We start from the raw sequence: 24,075 nt of genomic DNA, 5'->3' as shown, positions 1-24,075 counted from the left end.
ACGTGATGCGATGACAGCTTGAATTTCAGATTTAATGTTATCTGATTTCGGTCCGTAGATGGCTTGAACGTTGTTACCAACTTCAAGAACTCCTGCAGCACCTAATTTTTTCAATTCATTTTTGTCAACTTTTGATTTATCAAGGACTTCAACACGAAGACGTGTGATACATGCGTCAAGGTGTTTGATGTTTGATTCAGAACCAAGTGCATCAAGAATACCTGCTGCGAGTTCAGAACCTTGTGCCATTGATGTCTCTTGAACTTCGTCTTCACGACCCGGTGTTTTCAAGTTGAACTTGCGGATTGCGAAACGGAATCCGACGTAGTAAACAACTGCGAGAACAAGACCGACGACGATGACGAGCCACCACTGCGTGCGTCCTGGAAGGACACCGAAGAGAAGGAAGTCAATCAATCCACCTGAGAATGTCATCCCGATTTTAACGTTCAAGAGTTGCATTGTCATGAACGAAAGACCTGCGAAGACTGCGTGAACTGCGAACAAGATTGGAGCAACGAATAGGAATGCGAATTCGATTGGCTCTGTGATACCTGTCAAGAATGCTGTAAGTGCTGCTGATCCAAGAAGACCACCAACGACTGCGCGACGCTCTGGGCGTGCTTCATGGTACATAGCAAGTGCTGCTGCCGGAAGACCGAACATCATGAATGGGAATTTACCAGTCATGAACGTACCAGCTGTCAAGGCAACGTTATCTTTTAACTGAGCGAAGAAGATCGCTTGGTCACCGTGAACAACTGTACCGGCTTTGTTCGTGTATGAACCGAACTCGAACCAGAATGGTGCATAGAAGATATGGTGAAGACCAAATGGAATCAGTGAACGTTCAATGAGACCAAAGACGAATGCTGCAAGTGTAGGGTTTTTCTCCATCATGAAGTGGGAGAATGTGTTCAACCCGTCTTGAGCGAACGGCCAAACGAAAACAAGTACAAGACCTGCGAACAATGAAACGACTGCTGTAACGATTGGAACAAAACGTTTTCCTGCGAAGAATCCGAGGAACTGCGGCAATTCGAGATTATGATACTTCCCGTATGCCCAGGCTGCGATTAAACCGATGATGATACCACCGAAAACACCTGTTTGAAGTGTCGGGATACCGAGTACGTTTGCGTACCCTTGTCCGTTAGCAACCATTTCTGGTGTAACGCCGAGCCAAACGCTCATTGTTTTGTTCATGATCAGGAATCCGACGATGGCAGCAAGTCCGGCAGCGCCGTCTCCTGCTAATCCGATCGCGACACCGACCGCGAATAAGAGTGCTAAGTTACCGAAGATGATATCCCCGGCTGCTTCCATCAATTTTGCAACCTTGATGATTGCATCATTTTTTAAGAACTCGAGTTTTGACGTCAAGTTCGGATTTTGCATCGCATTACCGAATCCAAGTAAGATCCCGGCAGCAGGCAAAATCGCAACAGGAAGCATCAACGCTTTACCGACACGTTGAAGAACAGCAAAAATCTGTTTGAACATGTGTGTTTCCTCCTTTTGATGTACGAGCTAAGAATAAGGAATAATACCAATGACAGGTCGAAAAAAGTCAGACATCTGACCGATTTTTACAGAAAAAAATCAGGCACAAGCGGATTGTAGACAAAATACACTTATCCCGTAAAAATAGAAACGGAAATAAATCATCTTGCCCGACATCCCACTCATGCCTGATCGTATCAGTAACACGTAGTCCGTGCGGTCATTTACCTAAATCGTACTGCACTAAGCGTTGCAGATGCATCGTAAGATACGTCGCTTCGCCGCGCGGTACCGCTTTCTTCAACTGACGTTCCATGATGGACATCAGCTCCCAAGCAGTATCATAGCACAGCGGATATTCTTCGCGCAATAGCTTTTCTACTTTTTCTGGCGCCTCTAGGTACTCCCCATTGGAAACCCTTTCAATCGCCGATCGTAAGTGCCGGATTAAACGCTTGTAATCCAGTGATTTCCGGTCGATTTTAATCTGTAACCGTTGTTCGATATGACTCGCAATTAATCCAACCAATTGATGGTGCCGGTTAACTTCGAGGACATCTTTGAAGTTCGTCGCCGAATGAATATGAAGGGCAATAAATCCGGTTTCAGCCGGCGGTAAATAAAAATTCATCTCGGCGCTGATGAATTCAACGATTTCTTCAGCTAAAGCATACTCTTCCGGATACAAGGCTTCGGTTTCCGCGAGAAACGGATTCGTCACTTCCATCCCTTGTTCAAGTCGTTTAAATGTAAACGTCAAGTGATCCGTCAAACCGATGTGAATGTGTTCATCCACCCGTTTTCCGAATCGCGTTTCAATCATTGAAACGATTTCATTCATCAAGGCGATGAAGTTTTCATCCAAATGTCCGACAAGTGCTTTGTACTGCGCCTGTTCGTCTTTATCCTTTAACGTATATACTTTTTCTAATTTATCAAGATCCGTTAGTTGATCGCCTGGCTTCCGACCGAAGCCAATCCCTTTTGCGAGGATAATGACTTCCTGGTTGGCACCAGTCGAACAAATGACGACATTATTATTCAAGACTTTGATAACGTGGTACATTTGTTTATCCATTCGCTCTCAACCCTATCTGCTCTTACACATTTTTTAAAAGACACTGTTTTCATTATAACGTGTTTTCACATACTAAAAAAGCCTACTCACTCAAGTAGACTTTAAAACATTTGGTAACCGCTCTTACGCAGGAAGCGAATCGACATCCCGGCGATGATAATTCCGGCAAGACCGGCTACGAACATAGTGATGTCTGCCGTCTGCAGACCCATGATGCGTTCCCCGAGTTTCGGAATCGCTTCACGCGCATTCGTGAAATAATCCAGTGTCGACTGGTTATCAATCATCATGATGATGATGATCGGATACAGGACAAGCATGATCCACGTACTGCGTAATAACATGTTTAAGATAAAACCGATACTAAAGAACATGACGAGATAAAGAACGCTCCCGATCACGGCTTGAATGATATGCATAATGTTCCCCCTTCAAATCTCTTTTAGTATAACCGACAAAAAAGGCAAATGCACGAGTGTACATTTGCCTAAAACGTGAACTTAGAATTTACCTTTTTTGATGGCAAGACCAATCTTTTTAAGCTCAAGGAAATGTTTGTTGTCGATGACTTTTTTCATGAACGATGCATTACGGCCGTAAATCTTCTTACCGAAGACCATTCCGATTCCATCTTTATGACCAAGTGAAGCGACAGTTCCTTTATTTTCATATGTGAATGTCGACGTTTGACGTCCACCGATGAGTGCTGCAATGTTTTCAGCCACTTTGTGTGCCTGCTGTGTTGCGATTTGCGCAGTTGGTGGGTACGGACGGTTCGAGTTCGGGTCCATAACCGCTGAACAGTCACCAATCATGAAGACATTTTCGTGTCCGGGAACACGGAGATCTTCTGCAACGACAACACGGTTACGCATTGCTTCGAAACCAGATGCTGCAACAACAGGGTTTCCGCTGACGCCACCTGTCCAAATGATTGTGTTCGCTTCGATTGTTTCTGTCGTATCACCTTGAAGTGGTCCGAATGTTACACTGCCCGGTCCACATTCCTTGATGCCGTTACCGAGTTTGAACTCGATGCCTTGGCGCTCAAGCCATTTGTGTGCGTAGTTAACGAGATCGGCATCAAATCCAGGAAGGACTGTTGGAGCCGCTTCGATATTGACGACACGAACGAGTTCGCGCGGGATGTCATATTGTTTGCACAGTTCAGGGATCCGGTTGACGAGCTCACCCATGAACTCGATTCCTGTAAACCCGGCACCACCGACGACAATCGTCAAGAGTGAACGGTTTGTTGAACCCGTCGTTTTGTACTCTGCGAATGAATAGTCGATGTGTTCCTTGATTTTCCGGACACTGTTCAATGAACTGATTGTTAGAGCATTCTCTTTCAACCCTTTGATGCCGAATGTTTCAGGAACTCCACCGAGTGCCACGACGACATAATCGTAAGGGACTGTTCCACCATCAACAAGCTTCACTGTATTGTTTGCTGTATCGACTTTTTCGACGATTCCTTTAACAAGCTTGACGCGTGAAGGGTTGATGACATCGTTGATATAGATACGTGCTTGTTCAGCAGACATCGTACCTGCTGCTGGTTCGTGTAACCACGTTGTTTGGTAATGATAATCGTGTTTGTTGATTAATGTGATGTTCGCTTGGTCGACGCCAAGTTTTTTCTGAAGGTTGACTGCTGTGATCAATCCACCGTAGCCGGCTCCGAGAATAACAATGTTTGGTGTGTTCATGTTCTAATACCCCTTACGCATAATAGTTTTGTTGTGATCTTCTTCACATTCAATTGCAGATAAATGCTCAAAAACTTTGTTCAAATAATGTTCACACGTCTATACGTTTATTGAACCATTTTCTATCATAGATTGCAAAGGGAAATTATGCAAACTCAAAAAAATGTGAGATGTCCCGTACTTGCAACATAGAACCCCTCTTCCTATATAATAGAGGTATCCAACTTTAGGAGGGACTCAGATGCACCAACCATATGATGTAACGATTATCGGTGGCGGTCCGGTCGGACTGTTCACCGCGTTTTACTCAGGCATGCGTCAAATGAAGACGAAAGTCATCGAAAGTCTGCCGCAACTCGGCGGACAACTTGCGACGCTCTATCCTGAAAAATATATATACGATATTGCCGGCTTCCCGAAAGTCAAAGCCCAGGACTTAGTCGACCGCCTGCTTGAACAAGCAAATGAATTTGATCCGACGTATGTGCTTGGCGAAACCGTCCTTGCTTATGAACGACTTGATGACGGACTGATCCGACTCGTGACGAACAAAGGTGAACACTATACGAAAACTGTCATTCTGACAGCCGGAAATGGTTCGTTTGCCGCCCGTCCGCTCGGTGTCGCCGATGCCGAACGGTTCGAAGAAAGCAACTTACACTATTTCGTCAACGAGATGGACCGCTTCAAAGACCGTCAAGTCGTCCTGCTCGGCGGCGGCGATTCTGCCGTCGACTGGTCATTGATGCTCGAGCCGATTGCGAAATCCGTTACGCTCGTTCACCGACGTGATAAGTTCCGTGCCCATGAACATACGGTCGAATTGTTGCATAACTCGTCCGTCAATGTCATGACGCCGTATACACTCGAATCGGTTACCGGCGAAGACAGCATCGAAACGTTGACATTTAAACACGCCGAGACGGATGAAGTCATCGTCGTCGGTGCCGATGATGTCGTCTGCAACTTCGGTTTCGTCTCATCACTCGGTCCGCTCAAGGAGTGGGAAGTCGAATTCGAACGGAATTCCATCCGTGTCAACTCGAAGATGGAAACTGCGATTCCCGGCGTATTTGCCTGCGGCGACATCGCGACGTATGACGGTCGTGTCAAATTGATCGCGACCGGCTTCGGAGAAGCACCGATTGCCGTTAACCAGGCGAAGTTGCTTGTTGATCCATCGGCCCGCCATCCGCAACACTCAACAAGTCTGTTCGAAAAAGTGAAAAATCATTAAGTGATCACGAACAACAGCGTCCCCTCGATTTCGGAAATCGAAGGGACGCTGTTTTTTTGGCTTATGCGTTGGATACGGGATCGAGTGTAATTCGGTACGTCCACTCACTCAGCTGTTTCCCGCCCCGCTCGATGGTTTTTTCGGAAACGATTCGTCCGCCGAAACGTTCGTAAAAATGACGGGACGGGTTATCTGCCAGCACACTTACCATGCAAGACGAGAAGCCTTTCCGCCTGAGATCTTCCAACACGTGATCAAACAACCGTTTACCGGTTCGTTGCCCCTGATGGCTTTTCAACAGATAGAGCGCGTACAGCTCTCCCTCCGTCGTATCATTTTCCCTATTTGGTCCACCGTTCGCAAAACCGACGATTTCGTTTGTCTGATCAAGTGCCACGAAAACCGGACCTTCGGCAAGACTGTTCCGCCAACCCGGTTCCCGCTTCTCCGCAGATAACTGATCGAGATATGCATCCGGAATAATCGTCCGATATGTTTCCCGCCAAGATGCGACATGAATCCGGGCAATCGCAGCAGCGTCTTCCATGTCGGCTCGTCGAATCGTTAAAAATCCGGTATTCATAGTGGAATGATAAATCGCCGGACCCGTGTTCCATCTTCTTTGATGTAAGATTCGATTTCTTGACCACCGTTTGTCAAAATGACACGACCGGATGCGGTGTTATCCGCACTACAGGTGATCAAGACGGAGGCAAGTCCCCGCTTTCGCGCAACTTCAAGCGCTTGCCGTAATCCTTCCGTCGCATACCCCTTATTGCGCGCACTCGGTCGAATGCCATAACCGATATGCCCTCCGACTTGTTGCAATTGATCGTTTAGATCATGCCGGAAATTGACTGCACCGACAATCGTTTCCCCGTCATACAACCAATACGTCGAGTGGGTCACCCAGTTCGTCGGGGCCACCCGTTCCTCTTGTTCCTGTTCTTCCAAAAAATCCTCCAACGGCAGAAACGTTTTACTGACGACACTCGGAACGATGCTTTCACCGGATTCTTGCCACTCTGATACATAATCAAGGTATTCCGGTTCCAAGTGCAGCGATGGTTTAATTAAGGTAATCATTTGTGGTTCCGGACCTCCTCTTCAATCAGTCGATCGAGCCAGTCATCAACATGTTGGAAGATATATCCCGCTTGTTTGGCTGCCGTCGTATCCATATAGAAATCGTGATCCGGTGCAAGCGGTGACGGATCTTCGCCTGTCGTCTCAAAACGCGATGTCGTTCCTGCCACGTGATCAATCTTATCCATCAAATCTTGAATCGACAACACACCGTCACTTGCCGCATTAATCGGTCCCGTCATCGTCGAACGGCCGCACCATTCGAGGAAGGCTGCCGCTTCATAACTTGAGATGTAACCCACCTTCGCATACAAGTTTTCAGCAACGATCGGCTGATCGGCCAAAGCGCGTTTGACATGAAAGACCAGTCGTTCCGTGTAATCATCCGGTCCGAGGACGACCGGGAAACGAACGGCAATGACCGGGAAGGTCGCGCGTTGGAAGAAATAACTTTCCGCCTGACGTTTCCCTTCGCCGTAATCGTGCTCTTTTTCGAGATCATATTTCCCGGGAAACGGATTATAGGACCGTTCGGAGATGTTTGTCCCTCCCTCCTCATAGACCGACATGGTTGACGTCAGAATGTAACGACCGACTTTCCCCTCGAATGCATCAACTGCAAGCTTCGCCTGATACGGATTAAAACAGATATTGTCATAGATGATATCCCAGTTTTGACTTCCAAGATCCTTCATAGTACTGCTTGACGTCCGGTCCCCTTTAAAAAATGTCAAGCCCTTCGCGACAGGCGGCGTATGTTCCCCACGCGTGACAATCGTCACATCATCCCCCGATTCCGCGAGCCGTAATGCCAACCGTCGACCAAAGTAGCGTGTTCCACCGAAAATCAGTACCTTTCGCATCGATAGTCCTCCCTCATCATAGCGTGCTAACGTTCCTGTTAGTCCTTCTCCATCTCCATTGAAAAATCCTGTCAATCGCTCGTGAAAACAAAAAAATCGCAGACGGTAATCGTCTGCGATACAAGTTTTTTAATTAACAGCCGCCCGGTGTGCCGGCATTGGTAGCCGTCCGGAACGACGTCCCGCAACCGCATGTCGCAATTGCATTTGGATTCGTAATCGTGAATCCGCCGCCGAGCATGGATTGTTTATAGTCTACTTCCAGTCCTTTGACGACCGGATAATCTTTTTGATCGACGATGACTTTGACCCCGTGTTGCTCAAAAGTTAAGTCCGTCTCTTTTTCACTGTCAAAGCCCATGCCGTAGGAGAGACCACTGCATCCGCCACCTTGAACAAGCATCCGCAGATTTTGTTCATCGTCCGGCGCCTGCAACATCATCTCTTTGACTTGGAGTGCGGCCGCTTCTGTTAAATGAATCATGTCATCACCTTCCCTTTTTTATTAGTATACGCAATTTTAAGGGGAATCGAAACCTAGTTGCTTGAAACAATCTTGAATTCGTTGTATAAAGGAGTTGTATCAAAAAAATTAAATCGTTCCATCTTCAGGGCAGGGTGAAATTCCCGACCGGCGGTAAACAGGCGATTCGTCTGAAGCCCGCGAGCGAATAGGGCGCTATTTGCTGATTCTGTGTGACTCAGGAGCCGACAGTATAGTCTGGATGGGAGAAGATGGCGGCATGTTTCTATTTCTTGAACCGATTTTTGCAAAAATCGGTCAGGTTTAGTTTACTGCGGACTTCTCCCCTATCGAACACTTCGATGGGGGTTTATTTTGGACGCAGCCATGCCAATACTTCATCGAGAGGAACGAGCAAAAGGAGATTATACTCGTATGAAACGCACACAAAAAATGGTCACATTATCCATGTTAGGTTCAATTTCGTTTGTTCTTATGCTACTGAATTTCCCGCTTCCGTTTTTACCGAACTATTTGAAGATCGACTTCAGTGATGTTCCTGCTTTGATCGCCGCAATCATGTTCTCACCTGTTGCCGGCGTCATCGTCGAAGCACTCAAAAACGTCCTGTACTACATCTTCCGCGGAAGTGGTGTTCCGGTCGGTGAGCTTGCCAACTTCGCAGCTGGCGTTGCCTTCATTCTTCCGGTCAGTTGGTTCTATCATAAAAAGAAATCGACAAAAGGTCTCGCAACCGGTCTTGTCGCAGGTACGATCACGATGGCACTCGGTCTTGCCATCCTCAACTATATCTTGATTCTTCCAGCGTACGCTTGGTTCTTCGGTATGGACTACATGCTTGACCCTGCCGTCAAGTGGACGACGATTACAGCCGGTATCTTACCGTTTAACATCATCAAGGCGATGTTCATCTCAGCACTCTTCATTCCGCTGTTCCTGAAACTGAAGCCATGGATGACGCGTCGTCAACAAACAATCTAAGTCCGAAGCCGCGCCCGCTGACAGACACGAATCCCCGGTCTCATCTGAGACACGGGGATTTTTTTAAAGTTCGTTTTCTTCAATTTTTAAATAAATTTTTTCTAACAGCTCTTCCGGCGTCTCGCCGACAACCGTTTCTCCGTCAACCAGACAGAAATGATCGAGGGAGCAGATGCCGCAATAACCGAGACAACCATATTCAACGACATCGACATTCGGGTCCCGTTCGAGTTGTTGCATGACGACCTGAGTCCCTGTCGCTAAGTTACTGATACAAAATTCAATAATCGGATTCACTTTTTTTCCTCCTTCAGGCAGGAATTATCTTTCCTCATGTCGTATTATACAAGGTCAGACTGATTTAGGGGAACTAAGGGGGATTTTAAGTTATGAAGCAACTGGTTGTTTTAGGTGGCGGATATGGTGGCATGCGGATTTGTGAACGATTCAAGGATGAAGATGTCGCTGTGACGCTCGTCGATCGTTTACCGTACCACGCGTTAAAAACAGAGTACTATGCACTTGCTGCCGGAACATTGTCGGACCGGGATGTCCGGATCGCGTTTCCGGAAGGGGAACATCTCTCATATAAGTATGGACATGTCGTAAAGATTTCACCAGAGACGAACTCCGTTCACCTGCAAGACGGAACGGAATTGTTTTATGATGATTTGATCATCGCCTTAGGTTGTGAAGATAAATACCATAACATACCGGGGGCACAAGAGTTTACTTACAGCATCCAGACACTCGAAGAGTCACGGAAAACACAACAGGCGATTTGTGGACTTTCACCCGGTGCGATCGTTTCCATCGTCGGAGCCGGATTATCCGGAGTCGAGCTCGCGAGTGAACTGCACGAAAGCCGGAAAGATTTGAAAATTCGCCTATTCGACCGGGGACCGTCCGTTCTGTCCTTCCTCTCGGATAAAGTGTCGACCTACGTCCAGGAATGGTTCGAGGAGCATGACGTCGAAGTCATCAATAACTCGAACGTCACCTTCGTCACGGCGGATGATGTTCAAAACGGGGATGACGCCTATCCATCGAACTTAACGATTTGGACAGCGGGTACGCAACCGGTTAAAGTCGTCCGTGATCTTGGTTTTGAAGCTGACAGCGGCGGACGGATCAAGCTGACGGAACACCACCACGTGCCGGAACATGAAAATGTGTTCGTCATCGGGGATTGTGCCAGTCTCCCGTATGCGCCAAGCGGTCAGCTTGCGGAGCATCAAGCGGATCAGGTCGTCGATGTCCTGCAGGCAAAATGGGCCGGCAAGACATTACCGAAACTGCCGGAAATCAAATTGCGCGGTATGCTCGGATCACTTGGAAAGTCAGACGGCTTCGGCATCGTCATGGGGAAACAGGCGTTGACAGGGAAAGTTCCACGTCTTCTGAAGTCCGGTGTGCTCTGGAAACATAAAAAAATTAAATAAGAAAAACGGCGCCGGTCATTCCGGGGCCGTTTTTTCAAGTCTTCTGTCAATTGCCTGCGTGATTTTTTTCAACTGGACGTATCCTTCATCGACCATCTCACCGTCAAGCAGAACAAGCGGATAAAAATAAACATCGTCCTGAAGAGCCGTAATCCATTCATCCTCGACCGGTGCCGCTTCGAAATCCACATATTCAAAAGTCAATGCCGTCTCGTACTTCCGTCCAAGAACGGCCTGCAGCCAACTGTATGTCTCCTCTGAACTTGGTGCCCCGACGCAACTCGGACACGTCTGTGCCGCCCCATATACCTTGATTTCCATCTGTGGTCCCCCCTATTTGTTACACTTCTTTTTTAGTATACAAGTTTTCCAGATTGAGAACATTTTTCAACCCTGTTACAATGATTCTATAAGAAAGGATGTGTTTACGCATGGAAATGTTTGATCAAGTAAACGAAGTACTCGAAAAATTGCGTCCGTTCCTTCTTCGTGACGGAGGAGACGTTGAACTCGTAGATGTAGAAGATGGTATCGTCAAACTCCGTTTGATGGGAGCTTGCGGCAGCTGCCCAAGTTCAACAATCACACTGAAAGCTGGTATCGAACGTGCCCTGCTTGAAGAAGTAGCCGGCGTCGTTGAAGTCGAACAAGTTTTCTAATGAAGTAAAATCCCCACTGACATCCGTCAATGGGGATTTTTTTGTTTAAAGAATCCATTCTGCCAACGTATCGACCATGTACGTCGGTTGGGCATCCTGTCCTTGAATGAAGACCGGTGTATGAACGCCGGAGTTGACATGCATCGTCCGGATACCGCCGTTGATCCCGAATAAAATGTCGGTATGGTAATTATCGCCGACCATGATGAGATCTTCTTTCGCAAGACCGATCATCTCAGCCGCAATATTGACCATGACCGGTTCCGGTTTCCCGATATAAAACGGTTCTTTTTCCGTCGTCACGCGTAACACCGATGTCAACGCCCCGTTCCCCGGTAAGAAGCCGCGCTCTGTCGGAATCGCGATATCTCCGTTCGTCGAGATAAAACGGGCGCCGGCCCGAATCGCGAGGGCTCCGATCGCTAACTTCTCATACGTGATCTGACGGTCAAGACCAATCACGACATAATCGGCATGCTCATCCGCAACGACTTGTAAGCCTTGACGCTCAAGAGCATCAATCAATCCGCCTTCTCCGATGGCATAGACTTTCGCACCCGGATCGAGTTCTGCGATGTAGCGACCTGTCGCCATCGCACTGGTTAAGACATGTTCCGCGTTCGAGTGAACACCCATGCCGCGTAATTTCTCAGCGACGGCTTCTGCCGTCATCGAAGCATTATTCGTAACGAACAGATACGGTACATCTTCTTCCTGCAACCGGTTGACGAAATCAACCGCTTCTTTGACGGGTTCTGTCCCGTTATACATCGTACCGTCTAAATCAAATAAATAGCCTTTTGCCTTCATGCTGACTCACTCCTCATTTGGTAAAAATGCCGAGACGGGTCCGAGTTCTGTCTCTAGATAATGTCGGACCGCGTCCGGGAAACGACGTAATTGTGTTTCTTCCTCAAACAAAACGTTGCGGATTTCCGCTGTACTTGATGTCGTAAATTCACGGACGATTTGTGTCCGGAGTGCCACGATGCGCTTCAAACTCGTCGCAAGTGAAGCGTCGATGACCCGCTCATCTTCTAAAATCATGACGATATCTTCATAACTTCCCGGATCACGCATGATGAAACCATCAATCATACTGTTTCCGATGTCGATGATGCTTTCAATCACTAAAAATCCAATCCGTTCCCACGCCAGTGAAACCGTCAAAGCATCCCCCGTTAACTCTTTACTTTGACGCAATGCCGTTTCCAAACAAACCACGGTTTGTTCAATCTTTTCACGATTCACAAAATACATCTTCCATTCCCCCTCACACCCTTCATTTTAGCTCTATCGGCGAAACATGAAAAGCAGAAAGGCTGTTTGCATCACATTGCGCAATGTGTTATCCTCAATTTAGATTTTTACGAAAATAGTATGTCACATTAGGTGACTTGGAGGTTATTCATAGATGGAACGCGAATTAGCACTAGAAATCGTCCGAGCAACAGAAGCAGCTGCACTGGCATCCGCCAAATGGATTGGCCGGGGGAAGAAAAACGAAGCCGATGATGCGGCAACAACAGCCATGCGCGAAGTCTTGAACACGGTCAACATGGCAGGAACAGTCGTCATCGGTGAAGGGGAACTCGACGAAGCACCGATGTTATTCATCGGCGAAAAAGTTGGTACGACAAGCGGTCCTATCGTCGATATCGCCGTCGATCCGCTCGAAGGAACGAACATCGTGGCAAAAGGTCTCGGTAACGCCATGGTCGTCATCGCGGTCGCTGACCAGGGAGCATTGTTACACGCACCGGATATGTATATGGATAAACTGACAGTCGGACCAAACTTAAAAGGACATGTCTCACTTGACGATCCGCTTGAAGTCATCATTCAAAAAGCAGCAGAACTAAATCAGAAAAGGATTGAAGATGTCACGGTCATCATGCAGGATCGTCCGCGCCATGACCACTTCCGGGAAGCGGCAATGCGTGTCGGCGCACGTGTCCGTCTGTTTGAAGACGGCGATGTATCAGCCGGAATCGCTCCGCTCTCACCATCAACGGGCATCGATATCTTCATTGGAACCGGTGGGGCACCGGAAGGCGTCATCACAGCAGCTGCCGTCAAAGCAATGGGCGGCGATATGCAGGCACGTCTGCACCCGATGAACGAGGAAGAAACAGCACGCGTCATCCGGATGGGGCTTGCGGATCCGTTGCAATTGTTGACGCTTGATGATCTGATCAAAAGTGACGACTGCATCTTCGCAGCAACAGGCGTGACGACAGGTGAAATGCTCGACGGCGTCCGCTTCCTGACAGATGATATCGTCGAGACGACATCACTCGTCATGCGGTCTAAAACACGGACGATCCGGAAAGTCATCGCTGAACACAGCCTGTCACGTAAACCGTACTTGCAAAAGGTTCCCCAAACCCTTTAATCTAAGCAGAGATGAAGGAAATGAGGGAACTGACAGATGATGCAAGAACGCGATTTTTTATATGATGACGTCGAACAGACCAAAACCCGATTCGTTTGCTGGATTGGTGAGACGAGCCGGTTTGATTTAGCGATCACCCATTCCGAACATTTTTTCGGAAAGATTTTAGTGTTGAATCTCTTATCCAACCGGTTTGCCATCATCGGTCCGGATGACTTTGATGAACCCGGCTATATCGCTCATGCCTTTGATCTCGAGGATGAAGCGGCGGATGAACTTGAAGGATACTTACGCGACTACATCGGATTATAAGCAAAAAAACAGCCAATTCCCGAAGGGAGTTGGCTGTTTTCTGATTACAGTAACCGGTCGTTACGCTCGTTGAGTGTGTTTGGACCGCTGAAGACATTCGTATTGTCGGATTCATCATGGGCTTTGCGTTCCGAGTGTTGATCCGCTTCATCGCCGACGAGTAAGACGAATTGTCCCTCTTCCGCTGCTTTATTGGCACGGTTGACATCATCTTTCGTTAATCCACTTGCTTCGAGAACGTCGCTGTGTGAAGAAGGACCGGCGCTGTCTTTTTTAAAGATCCCTTTGATCTCCTGCCACAGATTCATATGTTCTTCCTGCGACAGACGTGTTGATGTTTGATGATTGTTCAAATCGGCCAATTCCTCGATCTGTTCCAGATCATAGCGATCATGGGCAACGACTTTCAAATCTGTTGATACAACACCTGCGACACGTAAATCATGAACAGCACTGACAACTTCTGGTACAGACTTGTAAATCCCGACGATTCTCATGGATAGTTCCCCCTATAGGTGCGTGATACTATATTATTAGCCGAAATCACCCAATCAGAAACGTCTTTTCAGATGTCATTTTGATTACTGTTCTTCTTTTGTCTCTTCTTTCGCTGCCGAAAACTTCCGTTTCAGTTTTAACGTATTCGCCGAAGATCCGTCGAAGCGAGGTGGTGCTTCTTCTCCTTCTACGAATTCCATCCGTTTGACGATAAAATAAGCACAGCCGAAATTGCAATACTCGTACAAATAATCCGCCACGTGGGAGATTTTCGTATCAAAGGTTGCTTTTTCGTGATTGTCCTCATAAAAACCGCGGAGCCGCAACTGTCCGTGCCCCCAGTCTCCGACGATATAATCATATTTCTCGAGAACATCACTGAAACGTCCGATGAATGCTTCTTCGTTGAATCCTTCTCTTTTTTCTTCCACGATTTCATATCTTTCACGATTGACTTGTATCATTTTTCCACCCCCTGCTTCCTTTATCTTACCATAATCATACTTGAAAACGAATCGTCAGACAGCAGAAAACCGTCCTCGCACGTGGCGTGGACGGTCTGTCGGTATCAATCAATCGGTAAAGCGGCTTTATTTTTTTTCGCAGCGTTGACCTGTTCGTCGGCATGATACGACGAACGGACAAGCGGACCGGCTTCACAATGTGAAAAGCCTTTTCCGAGCGCAATCTGCTTGAGTTCGGCAAACTCTTGTGGTGTGTAGTACTTGATGACATCCAAATGTTTTTTCGTTGGTTGCAGGTATTGACCAATCGTCATGATATCAACGTCATTGGCACGAAGATCGTCCATCGTCTGCAGGATTTCTTCCCATGTCTCCCCAAGACCCAACATCAGACTTGATTTCGTCGGAATTTCAGGAGCCAGTTCTTTTGAACGGCGCAGGAATTCGAGTGTTCGGTCGTATGTCGCTTTCGCCCGGACGGTTGGTGTCAGACGGCGAACCGTCTCGATGTTATGGTTCATGATGTCCGGCTTGGCTTCAATCAGCGTCTGCAACGCCTCGAAGTTCCCACCCATGTCGGATGGTAAAACTTCAATCGATGTTTCCGGGTTCATGCGACGGACTTCCCGTACCGTCTCCGCATATACCCCTGCCCCGAAATCATTTAAATCATCACGTGCAACCGCTGTAATGACGGCATGCTTCAGATTCATCAGACGAACGGATTCCGCTACGCGTTTCGGTTCTTCTAAGTCAAGTTCATTTGGACGTCCTGTCGTCACGGCACAAAAACGGCAGGCCCGTGTACAAATGCTTCCAAGAATCATGAATGTCGCCGTCCGACGAACCGCCCAACACTCGTGAATGTTCGGACATTTTGCTTCCTCACATACCGTGTGAAGCTTTTTTTCACGCATCATACTTTTGAGTTCTGTGTAAGTCTCATTCGTGTTCAGCTTGATTTTCAGCCATTCTGGTTTACGTTGTATCTCTCCGCGTCCCATGAATCGGTTTCCCCCTTTATCCGTAAAAAACTGACCTGATTTCTGTTACAGTATAACAAATATTCAGTGTTTGCGGATGGGTAATTCACCAAATTCTGACTTCTCCGATAGGCGATCAAAGAGCAGATCCCGTAACAATTCCGGCATGAAATATTCTTTCGGCATTTCTTTGATTTCCGGAAATAAAGGACCAAATGTAAACATATCCGGAAGGACCACGGTGTAATGTTTTGCCTCATCCAGATGTTGACGGTTTCCGGCATAATGCATCTTGCCCATCAGTTTCCCCCGGAAACCGAGTCCGCGGACTTTTAGCTGTTCAAAGCGGTCTGTATCGACTTCGGCAATGAATTGTTTTAATTCACTTCCGGTCATCGTCACCTTACACGGATTAATCGGATGAGGACAAAGCCGGTGTAAATCGTAAGACGAAACCGGTCCAGGGGACAAGGAACCAAGCAGCATGCCGGCCGGCACACAGGCGAGGTCCGCCTGACACCAATCGCGCATCGTGTCAGCGAGCAGCTGCGTGAACGGCGATGGATTAAACCAGTCATTCGCTAGACCTGATGTCCGGCCAATCGGTTGTTTCATCTGACGTTCCGCCAAGTACTGCTCCTTATCGAGCAGAACGGCTGTTGCTTCGTCCGCCGAATAGGACTCGAGCGGATGGAGAACCGCTTCTTTTTCGCCCGTATCTGTATTCAGATAAATCTCACCCGCATACTGTCCGTGTTTCCCCGCCTGGGCAATCAGTACACCGTTCCGGACGACGCCGTCATCGAGAACGTGATGCGTATGCGATCCGATGATCAAGTCCAGTTCCGGGAACCGTTCCGCCAAGTCTTCATCCTGATAAAAACCTAGATGACTCAGACAGATCAGCACATCGACCTGATCCCGCAACGCTTCGATCTCGCGAGCCGCTGCTTCGAACGGATTTTCAATCGACCAGCCGAGTAAATCATATAATTCATAATACGGTGCTGTCAGTCCAAAAATACCGACTTTCCCAGTCGGTAATTCCTGAATCATACCGGCTTTCGCGAATGGGGCCGACAAGTTCGAGACAAGCACCGGGAACGTCGCATCTCTGTATAATTCCGCCAACCAGTCATGTGGAAACGTAATGCCCTCATTGTTTCCGATCGTGACAGCCGTCGGTGATAATTCGTTTAAGAGATGGGTATTAATTTTTCCTTGCGTCGCTTCCGTTGCTGGTGCAACCCGGTCGGCATGGTCTCCCAAGTCAAAGACAAGGGAGTCATATGTCCGGTGTTCTTTCATAAACGACATATAGCGAGGCCACATATCAAAGTGTGAATGCAGATCGTTATAATGAATGACGTGTAACTTCACGCTTAAGCCTCCTCCAGGTATTAAAACAGTGAAATTTGCCGGGGCGCGAGCGATTCATAATCGAGACCTAAAATCTCGATGAGACGTTTCGCATTCGGTACGGCATCCCCTGCCGAGTTGTTATTAAAGAAAACATACACGTCTTTTGCCTGTTCGGCAAGTGAACGGATATGTAAGGCTAACTCTTGTAATTCTTCTTCGGAATAACGGTATAGACACCGGACTTTCCGCCAGTCCTCACTGCTTTGTCCAGGCTTCTTCAGCCATCCGGCGACGTTTCGGCCGTGCAAACGCACAAATGCTGTCTCCTGTGTGACGACCGGGACGAAGGGCACCGATCCGTCTTCCGTCTGCGGCTCATCACAAATCGTATGAATAAACTGATGCTCGGCTAAGAACCGGAGCGTTCGTTCCTGGTAGGCGTCCGAATACCAGGACGGATTCCGAAATTCGATTGCGACAGGGAGGCCGGCAAGCGACTTCCGAATCGTCTGAAGATATTCAAGGTGTACTTTGCTGACGTCAAACCACGGTGGCAGTTGGACGAGAATCGCGGCAATCTTGCCACTTTGCCGCATCGGTTCGATCGAAGCGAGATACTGTTCAAAGATGGGACCGAGTGGATCCTTGTTTTCCCGGTCATGACCGCTCATCGCCCGGTGGACCTTGACGATGAACCGGAAATCATCCGGTGTTTCCGAAACCCACTTTTGGTAGTTGCGTTCCGGTTGAATCGCATAATACGTGGAATCAACTTCGACTGCCGGAAAGTGTCCCGCATAAGCGGCGAGCTTCTCTTTCCGGTCCTGTGGTGTCGGGTAGAGGCTGTCATGATCGCCCCAACCGGTCACGCCGACATAAATCATCCTGCTCCCTCCGTTCCGTTTTCTCTGCTTATTGTTCATCATAGCATAGCGGAATCGTGAATTTCTTCTTCAAGACTCTTCTTGGAAAACACGTGTGTCTCCATATAAAAAACAAGCAATTCCTTCCTACTCCTTGAAAAATAAGGAGAAAAAGACTGCTTGTTTCATGGATTCATTAATGATCATAAAGAGTTGGTTCGAATCCGTTCATACGTCAAGGCGATGCAACCGGAAGCAAAGGTCTGTTGATCTACAAGCTGTAAGGACAACGATTGCTCAAACAGCGGAAACATTCGTTTCCCTCCACCGAGTAAGACGGGATAGATGACGACATGATAACAGTCCACCAAATCCAAACGGATGGCTTCCGCGGCAAGGGTCGCCCCGCCGATCGCAATCTGTTTGCCGGGTGCCTGCTTTAATGCCGCGAGTTCCTCGGCAAGCGGCCGGGTCGCAAGACGGGCATTGCCCTCGACGGCCGTCAACGTTTGCGAGAAGACGACTTTTTCAAGGGCCTGCCATGTTTTCGCATACTCGATGATGATCGGTTCATCTTCCTGATCGGCTGTTTCCCAGTAGTGCATCATCTCATACAGACGACGGCCGTACACATGGGTATCAAATGCTTTTTCATAATCATTGAAGTACTGATGCAGTTCCGCATCCGGTGACGCAAAGGTGATGCTGCCCGATGCATCCTCGATGTAGCCGTCGAGCGAGACTTGAAAAGAATAGACGATATCACGCATGATGAATCCCTCCTTTTTCAATCCTTTACCCGCTTTTGCCTGTGTACAAAAAACTCTCTCATCCAGAGATGAGAGAGCAGAAACATTATCCGATTGAACCTTCCATCTCGAACTTGATGAGACGGTTCATTTCGACCGCATATTCCATCGGTAATTCTTTTGTGAACGGCTCGATGAAGCCCATGACGATCATTTCAGTTGCTTCCTCTTGTGAAATCCCGCGGCTCATCAGGTAGAACAATTGCTCTTCCGAGACCTTCGATACTTTCGCTTCGTGTTCAAGCGAAATGTTGTCGTTGAGAATTTCGTTGTACGGAATCGTATCTGATGTCGACTGGTTGTCCATGATCAACGTGTCACATTCGATGTTCGAACGTGCGCCGGTTGCTTTACGGCCAAAGTGGACAATCCCACGGTACGTGACTTTACCACCGTGTTTCGAAATCGATTTTGAGACGATCGTGGACGACGTGTTTGGTGCGAGGTGAATCATTTTCGCGCCTGCGTCCTGGTGTTGTCCTTTACCAGCGATGGCGATTGATAATGTCATACCGCGTGAACCTTCCCCTTTAAGGATGACGGCAGGGTATTTCATCGTCAATTTCGAACCGATGTTACCATCGACCCATTCCATCGTTGCGCCGGCTTCACAGATCGCACGTTTCGTAACGAGGTTGTAGACGTTGTTTGCCCAGTTTTGGATTGTCGTGTAACGGCAATACGCGTTTTTGTTGATGAAGATCTCAACGACCGCCGAGTGAAGCGAGTTCGTTGTGTAGACCGGTGCTGTACATCCTTCGACGTAGTGAACCGATGCTTCTTCGTCAACGATGATCAACGTCCGCTCGAATTGACCCATGTTTTCCGAGTTGATCCGGAAGTAGGCTTGAAGCGGCGTATCCATCTTGACGCCTTTTGGTACATAGATGAACGATCCACCTGACCAAACCGCTGTATTGAGGGCAGCGAATTTGTTGTCTGTCGGCGGGATCAATTTACCGAAGTACTCACGGAATAAATCTTCGTTTTCTTTCAGTGCTGTATCTGTATCTTTGAAGACGATCCCTTGATCTTCCAGTTCACTCTTCATGTTGTGATAAACGACTTCTGATTCGTACTGTGCCGAAACACCTGCAAGGTATTTTTGCTCAGCTTCCGGGATTCCGAGTTTATCAAACGTACGTTTGATTTCTTCCGGTACTTCATCCCAAGATTTTTCAGCACGTTCTGACGGCTTAACGTAGTACGTGATGTCATCAAAACGGAGATCTGATAAATCGCCGCCCCATGCTGGCATCGATTGTTCGTTGAAAATCTTAAGCGATTTCAGACGGAAATCAAGCATCCATTGCGGTTCTTCCTTCATTTTAGAAATCGTCTCGACGACTTCTGTCGTCAAACCGCGTCCTGAACGGAAGATCGAGATATCGCGATCGTGGAAACCATATTTATAATCGCCAATTTCAGGCATGTTCTTAGCCATGTTCGTTTCCTCCTCTTACTTACTGACCGAAGTTACTTCCCTTCTTCGACGCCGCGTTCGAGCGCCTTCCAGGCAAGTGTCGCACACTTGATTCGCGCCGGGAATTTTGTCACACCAGACAGTGCTTCGGCATCCCCGAGATCAAATTTTTCATCGTCGTAGTCTTTTCCTTGAACCATCTCGGAAAAGACGTTGGCGAGTTGTAATGCTTCTTCGACTGTTTTTCCTTTGACAGCCTGTGTCATCATCGACGCAGACGCCATACTGATCGAACATCCTTCACCGTCGAACTTCGCATCTTTGACGATATCGTCCTCGATTGCGAGTTGCAGACGGATTGTGTCGCCACATGTCGGATTGTTCATATCGATTGTCACACCACCGTCAATCGCACCACGATTGCGGGGCGTTTTATAGTGGTCCATGATCACTTGACGGTACAAGTGATCGAGATTGTTAAAATCCATGACTGAAATACTCCTTCGTTTGGCGAAGTCCTGTCACTAATGCGTCTACTTCTTCCTTTGTATTATACAGGTAGAAGCTGGCTCGTGCCGTAGAACTGGCTCCAAGCCAGCGCATCAGCGGTTGCGCGCAATGGTGACCGGCACGGACTGCGATTCCTTGCATATCGAGAACCGTCGCCACATCATGCGCGTGGACATCACCGAGATTAAAGGTAACGAGACCAACACGTTCTTCCGGACCGTAAATCGTCAGTCCTTCGATGTCACGCATTTGTGCCATCGCATACTGAGCGAGCTCACGTTCGTGGGCTTCGATGTTACTGAGTCCGACTTGTTCCAAGAAATCAATCGCTGCCGATAAGCCGACTGCGCCGGCAATGATTGGTGTCCCTGCTTCGAACCGGTACGGAGAAGGTTTGAACGTCGACTCTTCCAGCCCGACGTAATCAATCATCTCACCACCGAATTCGACCGGCTCCATCGCATTGAGTAATGCTTTTTTGCCATACAGGACACCGATCCCGGTTGGTCCGCACATCTTATGTGCCGAAAACGCCAGGAAATCACAATCGAGATCTGTAACATCAATCTGTTGATGCGGCGCGCTTTGCGCTGCATCGACGACCATGACGGCGCCGGCAGCATGGGCAAGTTGCGTGACTTCTTTAATCGGGTTGATCGTTCCAAGGACGTTCGAAACGTGGGCCATTGCCACAATCTTCGTCCGATCCGAAATTTGTTCTTTGACCGCTTCGATCGTTACACGACCGTCTGCCGTCAAGTCGACATATTTCAGTTTCGCTTTTTTCTTTTTTGCAACCTGTTGCCACGGAATGAGATTCGCATGGTGTTCGAGGTACGTGACGACAATCTCGTCCCCTTCTTCCACATGCTCCATTCCGTAACTTGAGGCGACGATATTGATCGCTGTCGTCGTCCCGCGGGTAAAGATAATCTCTTCATGGTGTTGCGCCTTGATGAAACGACGTACGTTCTCACGCGCACCTTCGTACGCATCCGTCGCTCGTGTTCCGAGCGTATGGACGCCACGGTGCACATTCGAATGAACCGTCTTGTAGTAGTTCTCAATCGCCTCAATGACGACGAGCGGCTTTTGTGACGAAGCCGCACTATCTAAATAGACGAGTTTCCGGTCATTAACCTGTTGGTCAAGAATCGGAAACTGATTGCGGATGGATGCATCGATTCCCATATTAGTTTACTTTCCCTTCGATCACTTGCACGAGGCGTTCTTTAACAGAGTCAATCGCGAGTTCCGAAACAACCGGTTGTAAGAAACCGTGAACGACAAGGCGTTCTGCTTCTTTGCGTGAAAGACCACGGCTCATCAAGTAGTAGAGTTGAAGTTCATCGACACGACCGACAGATGCCGCGTGTCCTGCCATGACATCATCTTCGTCAATCAAGAGGATCGGGTTTGCGTCTCCCCGTGCCTTTTCAGACAACATGAGAACACGTTCCGTTTGAACACCGTTTGATTTTGAAGCGCCATGATGAATCATTGATGTTCCGTTAAAGATCGATGTCGCTGAATCTTTCTGAACACCGTGAATCAAGATGAAACCTTCCGAACCTTTACCGAAATGGTCTGTCCGGACGTTGAAGTTTTGTTTTTGCTCGCCACGACCAACCGTTACGGCTTTCGTGTCCGAGAACGAATCGTTACCGACAAGGTGTGTTTTCGTTTCCGTGATCGTGTGTCCGTCATTCATGTGACCGAGTGCCCATTCGAGCTTCGCGCCTTGTTTGACGACACCGCGACGGTTCATATACGTCACAGCACCTTTCGCAAGCGTATCGACGCCTCCGAAAAGAACTTTCGCATTGTCTTCGACGAAGACTTCTGTCACGACGTTGACGTTATGTGCTTCTTCGCCGTAAGAGACGAAGTTTTCGATATACGTCAGTTCACTGTCAGCATCTGCGATGATGATTGCATGGTGGTACAACGCACCGCCTGTTTGTTCCAGCGTATAAATCGCCTGCATTGGAACCGTCAACTTCAAGCCTTTTGGTACGTATAGGAATGTACCGCCGTTCATGAGTGCTGCGTTGAGTGCTGCGAGACGATCTTCGTTGACGTTGACGCCTTCTGTCATGAAGTATTTCTCGACGAGCTCCGGATGATGCTTCATTGCGTCTTCAAGCGTCGTAAAGATGACGCCGTTCGTCGCTTCGCTGTTTTGCGCGTGGACGAGTTGTCCGTTACGCGTGATCAGCATATGGTCACGGTTTTCACCGATCAACGATTCGATATCCGGTGTCAAACCAGTTACCGTTTCGAGATCTGCTGTACCTTCTGTGAAGTTCCAGCCACCGATTTTAATTTTTTCTACTTTTGGCAATGCGAGCGTCGGGGCAAGATCAAGTGCATCTTGACGCTTGGTAATCATCCAAGCCGGTTCCCCTAAGCGAGTCGCACGTTCTGCCACTGCCTCGCGATTTACAGCAAGATTCAGTTCTACAGTCATCATGCTTCCTCCCTCGTCTTACGCTTTTGTTTCGATTTCGACTTCTTCGATGCCGAGTTCTTTTTTAACCCAGTCATAACCTTCTGCTTCGAGACGGTGAGCAAGTTCTTTACCACCAGACATGACGATTTTTCCGCCCATCATGATATGGATGAAATCAGGCTCGATATAGTTCAAGAGACGTTGATAGTGCGTGATGATCAAGCAGCCGAATTCAGGTGAACGCATTTCGTTCACACCTTTTGCGACAACTTTAAGCGCATCGATATCAAGACCTGAATCGATTTCGTCAAGGATGGCGATCGCTGGTTTCAGCATCGTCATTTGGAGAATTTCATTCCGTTTCTTCTCTCCGCCCGAGAAACCTTCGTTGAGGTAACGGTGTGCCATTTCGCCTGGCATTTCGAGAAGACCCATTTGCGCGTCGAGTTGACGGATGAATTTCATGAGTGAGATTTCATCGCCTTCTTCACGGCGTGAGTTGATTGCTGAACGCAGGAAGTCTGAGTTCGTCACACCACTGATTTCGCTTGGGTATTGCATTGCAAGGAACATACCTGCTTGCGCACGTTCGTTGACTTCCATTTCGAGGACGTCTTCGCCGTCGAGTGTGACTGATCCTGATGTCACTTCATACGTCGGGTGACCCATCAATGCAGATGCGAGTGTTGATTTACCAGTCCCGTTTGGTCCCATGACCGCGTGGATTTCGCCGCCTTTGATTTCTAAGTTGACGCCTTTCAAGATTTCTTTGCCGTCGATTGCAACGTGTAAATCTTCAATCTTTAAGTGTGAAGCCTTCATGTAGAATCCCTCCATCTATTCATTTCGTGTCTGACGATTCAGTTCACGAGAGTTACTAATTTAGTATCATTCTAATCTTAATGAATCATACCACATTATTCAAGCGTCATCGCTCATGGTTTTTTCTCAAAACCGAG

28 protein-coding genes, 1 pseudogene and 1 riboswitch are annotated in these 24,075 nt (G+C 48.0%); of the genes and pseudogenes, 6 read left to right on the top strand and 23 right to left on the bottom strand.

The genetic code is table 11. The features are described from left to right. The 4 genes and pseudogenes from ptsG to DVG79_RS01525 form a co-directional block, all read right to left on the bottom strand. Positions 1-1,503 (bottom strand): annotated as a pseudogene (gene ptsG, locus DVG79_RS01540) (glucose-specific PTS transporter subunit IIBC); the annotation flags it as partial. A 220-nt stretch (positions 1,504-1,723) separates the two neighbouring features. Further along, the gene (glcT, locus tag DVG79_RS01535; RefSeq protein ID WP_012371178.1) at positions 1,724-2,581 is read right to left on the bottom strand and encodes a glucose PTS transporter transcription antiterminator GlcT; all 858 of its coding nucleotides are present in this window, start codon (positions 2,579-2,581) and stop codon (positions 1,724-1,726) included. Between the two features lie 101 nt (positions 2,582-2,682). Beyond that, entirely contained in the window at positions 2,683-3,000 is a 318-nt protein-coding gene (locus DVG79_RS01530; RefSeq protein WP_012371179.1) for a YuiB family protein, read from the bottom strand. Between the two features lie 81 nt (positions 3,001-3,081). Next, a complete protein-coding gene (locus DVG79_RS01525; RefSeq protein WP_114595176.1) occupies positions 3,082-4,293 on the bottom strand; it encodes an NAD(P)/FAD-dependent oxidoreductase in 1,212 nt (403 codons plus the stop codon). Between the two features lie 241 nt (positions 4,294-4,534). Between DVG79_RS01525 and DVG79_RS01520 the strand changes: the two genes are divergently transcribed. Then, complete coding sequence (locus DVG79_RS01520; RefSeq protein ID WP_114595175.1) at positions 4,535-5,530, top strand: NAD(P)/FAD-dependent oxidoreductase; 996 nt, start codon at positions 4,535-4,537, stop codon at positions 5,528-5,530. Between the two features lie 61 nt (positions 5,531-5,591). Here the strand turns inward: DVG79_RS01520 and DVG79_RS01515 are convergent, their stop codons facing one another. From DVG79_RS01515 to DVG79_RS01500, 4 genes are all read right to left on the bottom strand, one after another. Beyond that, on the bottom strand, positions 5,592-6,113 hold the full coding sequence (locus DVG79_RS01515; RefSeq protein WP_114595174.1) for a GNAT family N-acetyltransferase: 522 nt from the start codon (positions 6,111-6,113) through the stop codon (positions 5,592-5,594). Continuing rightward, positions 6,110-6,616 (bottom strand): GNAT family N-acetyltransferase, encoded by a 507-nt coding sequence (locus DVG79_RS01510; protein WP_114595173.1) that lies wholly within the window; start codon positions 6,614-6,616, stop codon positions 6,110-6,112. The genes DVG79_RS01515 and DVG79_RS01510 overlap by 4 nt, the downstream gene beginning before the upstream one ends. After that, on the bottom strand, positions 6,613-7,479 hold the full coding sequence (locus DVG79_RS01505) for an NAD-dependent epimerase/dehydratase family protein (protein WP_233494502.1): 867 nt from the start codon (positions 7,477-7,479) through the stop codon (positions 6,613-6,615). Before DVG79_RS01505 ends, DVG79_RS01510 begins: the two co-directional genes overlap by 4 nt. A gap of 133 nt (positions 7,480-7,612) precedes the next feature. Next, positions 7,613-7,963 (bottom strand): HesB/IscA family protein, encoded by a 351-nt coding sequence (locus tag DVG79_RS01500; protein WP_012371185.1) that lies wholly within the window; start codon positions 7,961-7,963, stop codon positions 7,613-7,615. Between the two features lie 116 nt (positions 7,964-8,079). Beyond that, positions 8,080-8,220, top strand: a riboswitch (FMN riboswitch). A 157-nt stretch (positions 8,221-8,377) separates the two neighbouring features. Between DVG79_RS01500 and DVG79_RS01495 the strand changes: the two genes are divergently transcribed. Next, entirely contained in the window at positions 8,378-8,944 is a 567-nt protein-coding gene (locus DVG79_RS01495) for an ECF transporter S component (RefSeq protein ID WP_114595171.1), read from the top strand. Between the two features lie 63 nt (positions 8,945-9,007). Here DVG79_RS01495 and DVG79_RS01490 read toward each other — a convergent pair whose 3' ends face one another. Further along, a complete protein-coding gene (locus tag DVG79_RS01490) occupies positions 9,008-9,241 on the bottom strand; it encodes a YuzB family protein (RefSeq protein ID WP_114595170.1) in 234 nt (77 codons plus the stop codon). A 92-nt stretch (positions 9,242-9,333) separates the two neighbouring features. On the opposite strand from DVG79_RS01490, the gene DVG79_RS01485 reads away from it, so the two are divergent. Then, positions 9,334-10,386 carry an NAD(P)/FAD-dependent oxidoreductase gene (locus DVG79_RS01485; RefSeq protein WP_114595169.1) on the top strand — a complete coding sequence of 351 codons (1,053 nt, stop codon included), beginning with the start codon at positions 9,334-9,336 and terminating at the stop codon, positions 10,384-10,386. Positions 10,387-10,401: 15 nt separating this feature from the next. Here DVG79_RS01485 and DVG79_RS01480 read toward each other — a convergent pair whose 3' ends face one another. Then, on the bottom strand, positions 10,402-10,707 hold the full coding sequence (locus DVG79_RS01480) for a DUF1462 family protein (protein WP_012371189.1): 306 nt from the start codon (positions 10,705-10,707) through the stop codon (positions 10,402-10,404). 110 nt (positions 10,708-10,817) lie between these two features. Between DVG79_RS01480 and DVG79_RS01475 the strand changes: the two genes are divergently transcribed. Then, the gene (locus tag DVG79_RS01475; protein WP_012371190.1) at positions 10,818-11,045 is read left to right on the top strand and encodes a NifU family protein; all 228 of its coding nucleotides are present in this window, start codon (positions 10,818-10,820) and stop codon (positions 11,043-11,045) included. 45 nt (positions 11,046-11,090) lie between these two features. On the opposite strand, the gene DVG79_RS01470 is transcribed toward DVG79_RS01475, so the two are convergent. Further along, a complete protein-coding gene (locus tag DVG79_RS01470; RefSeq protein WP_012371191.1) occupies positions 11,091-11,855 on the bottom strand; it encodes a TIGR01457 family HAD-type hydrolase in 765 nt (254 codons plus the stop codon). Between the two features lie 6 nt (positions 11,856-11,861). Beyond that, a complete protein-coding gene (locus DVG79_RS01465; protein ID WP_012371192.1) occupies positions 11,862-12,305 on the bottom strand; it encodes a DUF86 domain-containing protein in 444 nt (147 codons plus the stop codon). A gap of 154 nt (positions 12,306-12,459) precedes the next feature. Here DVG79_RS01465 and glpX point away from each other — a divergent pair, with 154 nt between their 5' ends. Further along, on the top strand, positions 12,460-13,440 hold the full coding sequence (gene glpX, locus DVG79_RS01460; protein WP_012371193.1) for a class II fructose-bisphosphatase: 981 nt from the start codon (positions 12,460-12,462) through the stop codon (positions 13,438-13,440). Between the two features lie 36 nt (positions 13,441-13,476). Next, positions 13,477-13,752 (top strand): DUF3055 domain-containing protein, encoded by a 276-nt coding sequence (locus DVG79_RS01455; RefSeq protein ID WP_114595168.1) that lies wholly within the window; start codon positions 13,477-13,479, stop codon positions 13,750-13,752. A gap of 44 nt (positions 13,753-13,796) precedes the next feature. On the opposite strand, the gene DVG79_RS01450 is transcribed toward DVG79_RS01455, so the two are convergent. From DVG79_RS01450 to sufC, 11 genes are all read right to left on the bottom strand, one after another. After that, positions 13,797-14,249: a general stress protein gene (locus tag DVG79_RS01450; protein ID WP_114595167.1), complete on the bottom strand. Its 453-nt coding sequence runs from the start codon at positions 14,247-14,249 to the stop codon at positions 13,797-13,799. Positions 14,250-14,333: 84 nt separating this feature from the next. Beyond that, a complete protein-coding gene (locus tag DVG79_RS01445) occupies positions 14,334-14,714 on the bottom strand; it encodes a YutD family protein (RefSeq protein ID WP_114595166.1) in 381 nt (126 codons plus the stop codon). 104 nt (positions 14,715-14,818) lie between these two features. Next, on the bottom strand, positions 14,819-15,718 hold the full coding sequence (lipA, locus tag DVG79_RS01440) for a lipoyl synthase (RefSeq protein WP_114595165.1): 900 nt from the start codon (positions 15,716-15,718) through the stop codon (positions 14,819-14,821). A gap of 63 nt (positions 15,719-15,781) precedes the next feature. Beyond that, a complete protein-coding gene (locus DVG79_RS01435; RefSeq protein ID WP_114595164.1) occupies positions 15,782-17,077 on the bottom strand; it encodes a bifunctional metallophosphatase/5'-nucleotidase in 1,296 nt (431 codons plus the stop codon). A gap of 20 nt (positions 17,078-17,097) precedes the next feature. Beyond that, a complete protein-coding gene (locus DVG79_RS01430; RefSeq protein ID WP_012371199.1) occupies positions 17,098-17,943 on the bottom strand; it encodes a DUF72 domain-containing protein in 846 nt (281 codons plus the stop codon). A 182-nt stretch (positions 17,944-18,125) separates the two neighbouring features. Beyond that, entirely contained in the window at positions 18,126-18,692 is a 567-nt protein-coding gene (locus DVG79_RS01425) for a dihydrofolate reductase family protein (RefSeq protein ID WP_114595163.1), read from the bottom strand. Positions 18,693-18,777: 85 nt separating this feature from the next. Beyond that, on the bottom strand, positions 18,778-20,175 hold the full coding sequence (sufB, locus tag DVG79_RS01420; RefSeq protein ID WP_012371200.1) for a Fe-S cluster assembly protein SufB: 1,398 nt from the start codon (positions 20,173-20,175) through the stop codon (positions 18,778-18,780). Positions 20,176-20,207: 32 nt separating this feature from the next. Then, positions 20,208-20,642, bottom strand: coding sequence for a Fe-S cluster assembly sulfur transfer protein SufU (gene sufU / locus DVG79_RS01415; protein WP_012371201.1), 435 nt, complete (start codon positions 20,640-20,642; stop codon positions 20,208-20,210). After that, positions 20,632-21,855, bottom strand: coding sequence for a cysteine desulfurase (locus DVG79_RS01410; RefSeq protein WP_012371202.1), 1,224 nt, complete (start codon positions 21,853-21,855; stop codon positions 20,632-20,634). The genes sufU and DVG79_RS01410 overlap by 11 nt, the downstream gene beginning before the upstream one ends. 1 nt (position 21,856) lies before the next feature. Further along, the gene (gene sufD, locus DVG79_RS01405) at positions 21,857-23,134 is read right to left on the bottom strand and encodes a Fe-S cluster assembly protein SufD (RefSeq protein ID WP_114595162.1); all 1,278 of its coding nucleotides are present in this window, start codon (positions 23,132-23,134) and stop codon (positions 21,857-21,859) included. 18 nt (positions 23,135-23,152) lie between these two features. Then, positions 23,153-23,938 (bottom strand): Fe-S cluster assembly ATPase SufC, encoded by a 786-nt coding sequence (gene sufC / locus DVG79_RS01400; protein ID WP_012371204.1) that lies wholly within the window; start codon positions 23,936-23,938, stop codon positions 23,153-23,155. Positions 23,939-24,075 lie beyond the last annotated feature (137 nt).

The sequence above is a fragment of the Exiguobacterium sp. RIT594 genome (assembly GCF_003339585.1).
Lineage (GTDB): Bacteria > Bacillota > Bacilli > Exiguobacteriales > Exiguobacteriaceae > Exiguobacterium_A.
This window is presented reverse-complemented; position numbering and strand designations above follow the sequence as displayed.

Coding starts and splice junctions, on each gene's coding strand:
- glcT (WP_012371178.1), bottom strand. CDS start 2,581: ATGGATAAACAAATGTACCACGTTATCAAAGTCTTGAATAATAATGTC.
- DVG79_RS01530 (WP_012371179.1), bottom strand. CDS start 3,000: ATGCATATCATTCAAGCCGTGATCGGGAGCGTTCTTTATCTCGTCATG.
- DVG79_RS01525 (WP_114595176.1), bottom strand. CDS start 4,293: ATGAACACACCAAACATTGTTATTCTCGGAGCCGGCTACGGTGGATTG.
- DVG79_RS01520 (WP_114595175.1), top strand. CDS start 4,535: ATGCACCAACCATATGATGTAACGATTATCGGTGGCGGTCCGGTCGGA.
- DVG79_RS01515 (WP_114595174.1), bottom strand. CDS start 6,113: ATGAATACCGGATTTTTAACGATTCGACGAGCCGACATGGAAGACGCT.
- DVG79_RS01510 (WP_114595173.1), bottom strand. CDS start 6,616: ATGATTACCTTAATTAAACCATCGCTGCACTTGGAACCGGAATACCTT.
- DVG79_RS01505 (WP_233494502.1), bottom strand. CDS start 7,479: ATGCGAAAGGTACTGATTTTCGGTGGAACACGCTACTTTGGTCGACGG.
- DVG79_RS01500 (WP_012371185.1), bottom strand. CDS start 7,963: ATGATTCATTTAACAGAAGCGGCCGCACTCCAAGTCAAAGAGATGATG.
- DVG79_RS01495 (WP_114595171.1), top strand. CDS start 8,378: ATGAAACGCACACAAAAAATGGTCACATTATCCATGTTAGGTTCAATT.
- DVG79_RS01485 (WP_114595169.1), top strand. CDS start 9,334: ATGAAGCAACTGGTTGTTTTAGGTGGCGGATATGGTGGCATGCGGATT.
- DVG79_RS01480 (WP_012371189.1), bottom strand. CDS start 10,707: ATGGAAATCAAGGTATATGGGGCGGCACAGACGTGTCCGAGTTGCGTC.
- DVG79_RS01475 (WP_012371190.1), top strand. CDS start 10,818: ATGGAAATGTTTGATCAAGTAAACGAAGTACTCGAAAAATTGCGTCCG.
- DVG79_RS01470 (WP_012371191.1), bottom strand. CDS start 11,855: ATGAAGGCAAAAGGCTATTTATTTGATTTAGACGGTACGATGTATAAC.
- DVG79_RS01465 (WP_012371192.1), bottom strand. CDS start 12,305: ATGTATTTTGTGAATCGTGAAAAGATTGAACAAACCGTGGTTTGTTTG.
- glpX (WP_012371193.1), top strand. CDS start 12,460: ATGGAACGCGAATTAGCACTAGAAATCGTCCGAGCAACAGAAGCAGCT.
- DVG79_RS01455 (WP_114595168.1), top strand. CDS start 13,477: ATGATGCAAGAACGCGATTTTTTATATGATGACGTCGAACAGACCAAA.
- DVG79_RS01450 (WP_114595167.1), bottom strand. CDS start 14,249: ATGAGAATCGTCGGGATTTACAAGTCTGTACCAGAAGTTGTCAGTGCT.
- DVG79_RS01445 (WP_114595166.1), bottom strand. CDS start 14,714: ATGATACAAGTCAATCGTGAAAGATATGAAATCGTGGAAGAAAAAAGA.
- lipA (WP_114595165.1), bottom strand. CDS start 15,718: ATGGGACGCGGAGAGATACAACGTAAACCAGAATGGCTGAAAATCAAG.
- DVG79_RS01430 (WP_012371199.1), bottom strand. CDS start 17,943: ATGATTTATGTCGGCGTGACCGGTTGGGGCGATCATGACAGCCTCTAC.
- DVG79_RS01425 (WP_114595163.1), bottom strand. CDS start 18,692: ATGCGTGATATCGTCTATTCTTTTCAAGTCTCGCTCGACGGCTACATC.
- sufB (WP_012371200.1), bottom strand. CDS start 20,175: ATGGCTAAGAACATGCCTGAAATTGGCGATTATAAATATGGTTTCCAC.
- sufU (WP_012371201.1), bottom strand. CDS start 20,642: ATGGATTTTAACAATCTCGATCACTTGTACCGTCAAGTGATCATGGAC.
- DVG79_RS01410 (WP_012371202.1), bottom strand. CDS start 21,855: ATGGGAATCGATGCATCCATCCGCAATCAGTTTCCGATTCTTGACCAA.
- sufD (WP_114595162.1), bottom strand. CDS start 23,134: ATGACTGTAGAACTGAATCTTGCTGTAAATCGCGAGGCAGTGGCAGAA.
- sufC (WP_012371204.1), bottom strand. CDS start 23,938: ATGAAGGCTTCACACTTAAAGATTGAAGATTTACACGTTGCAATCGAC.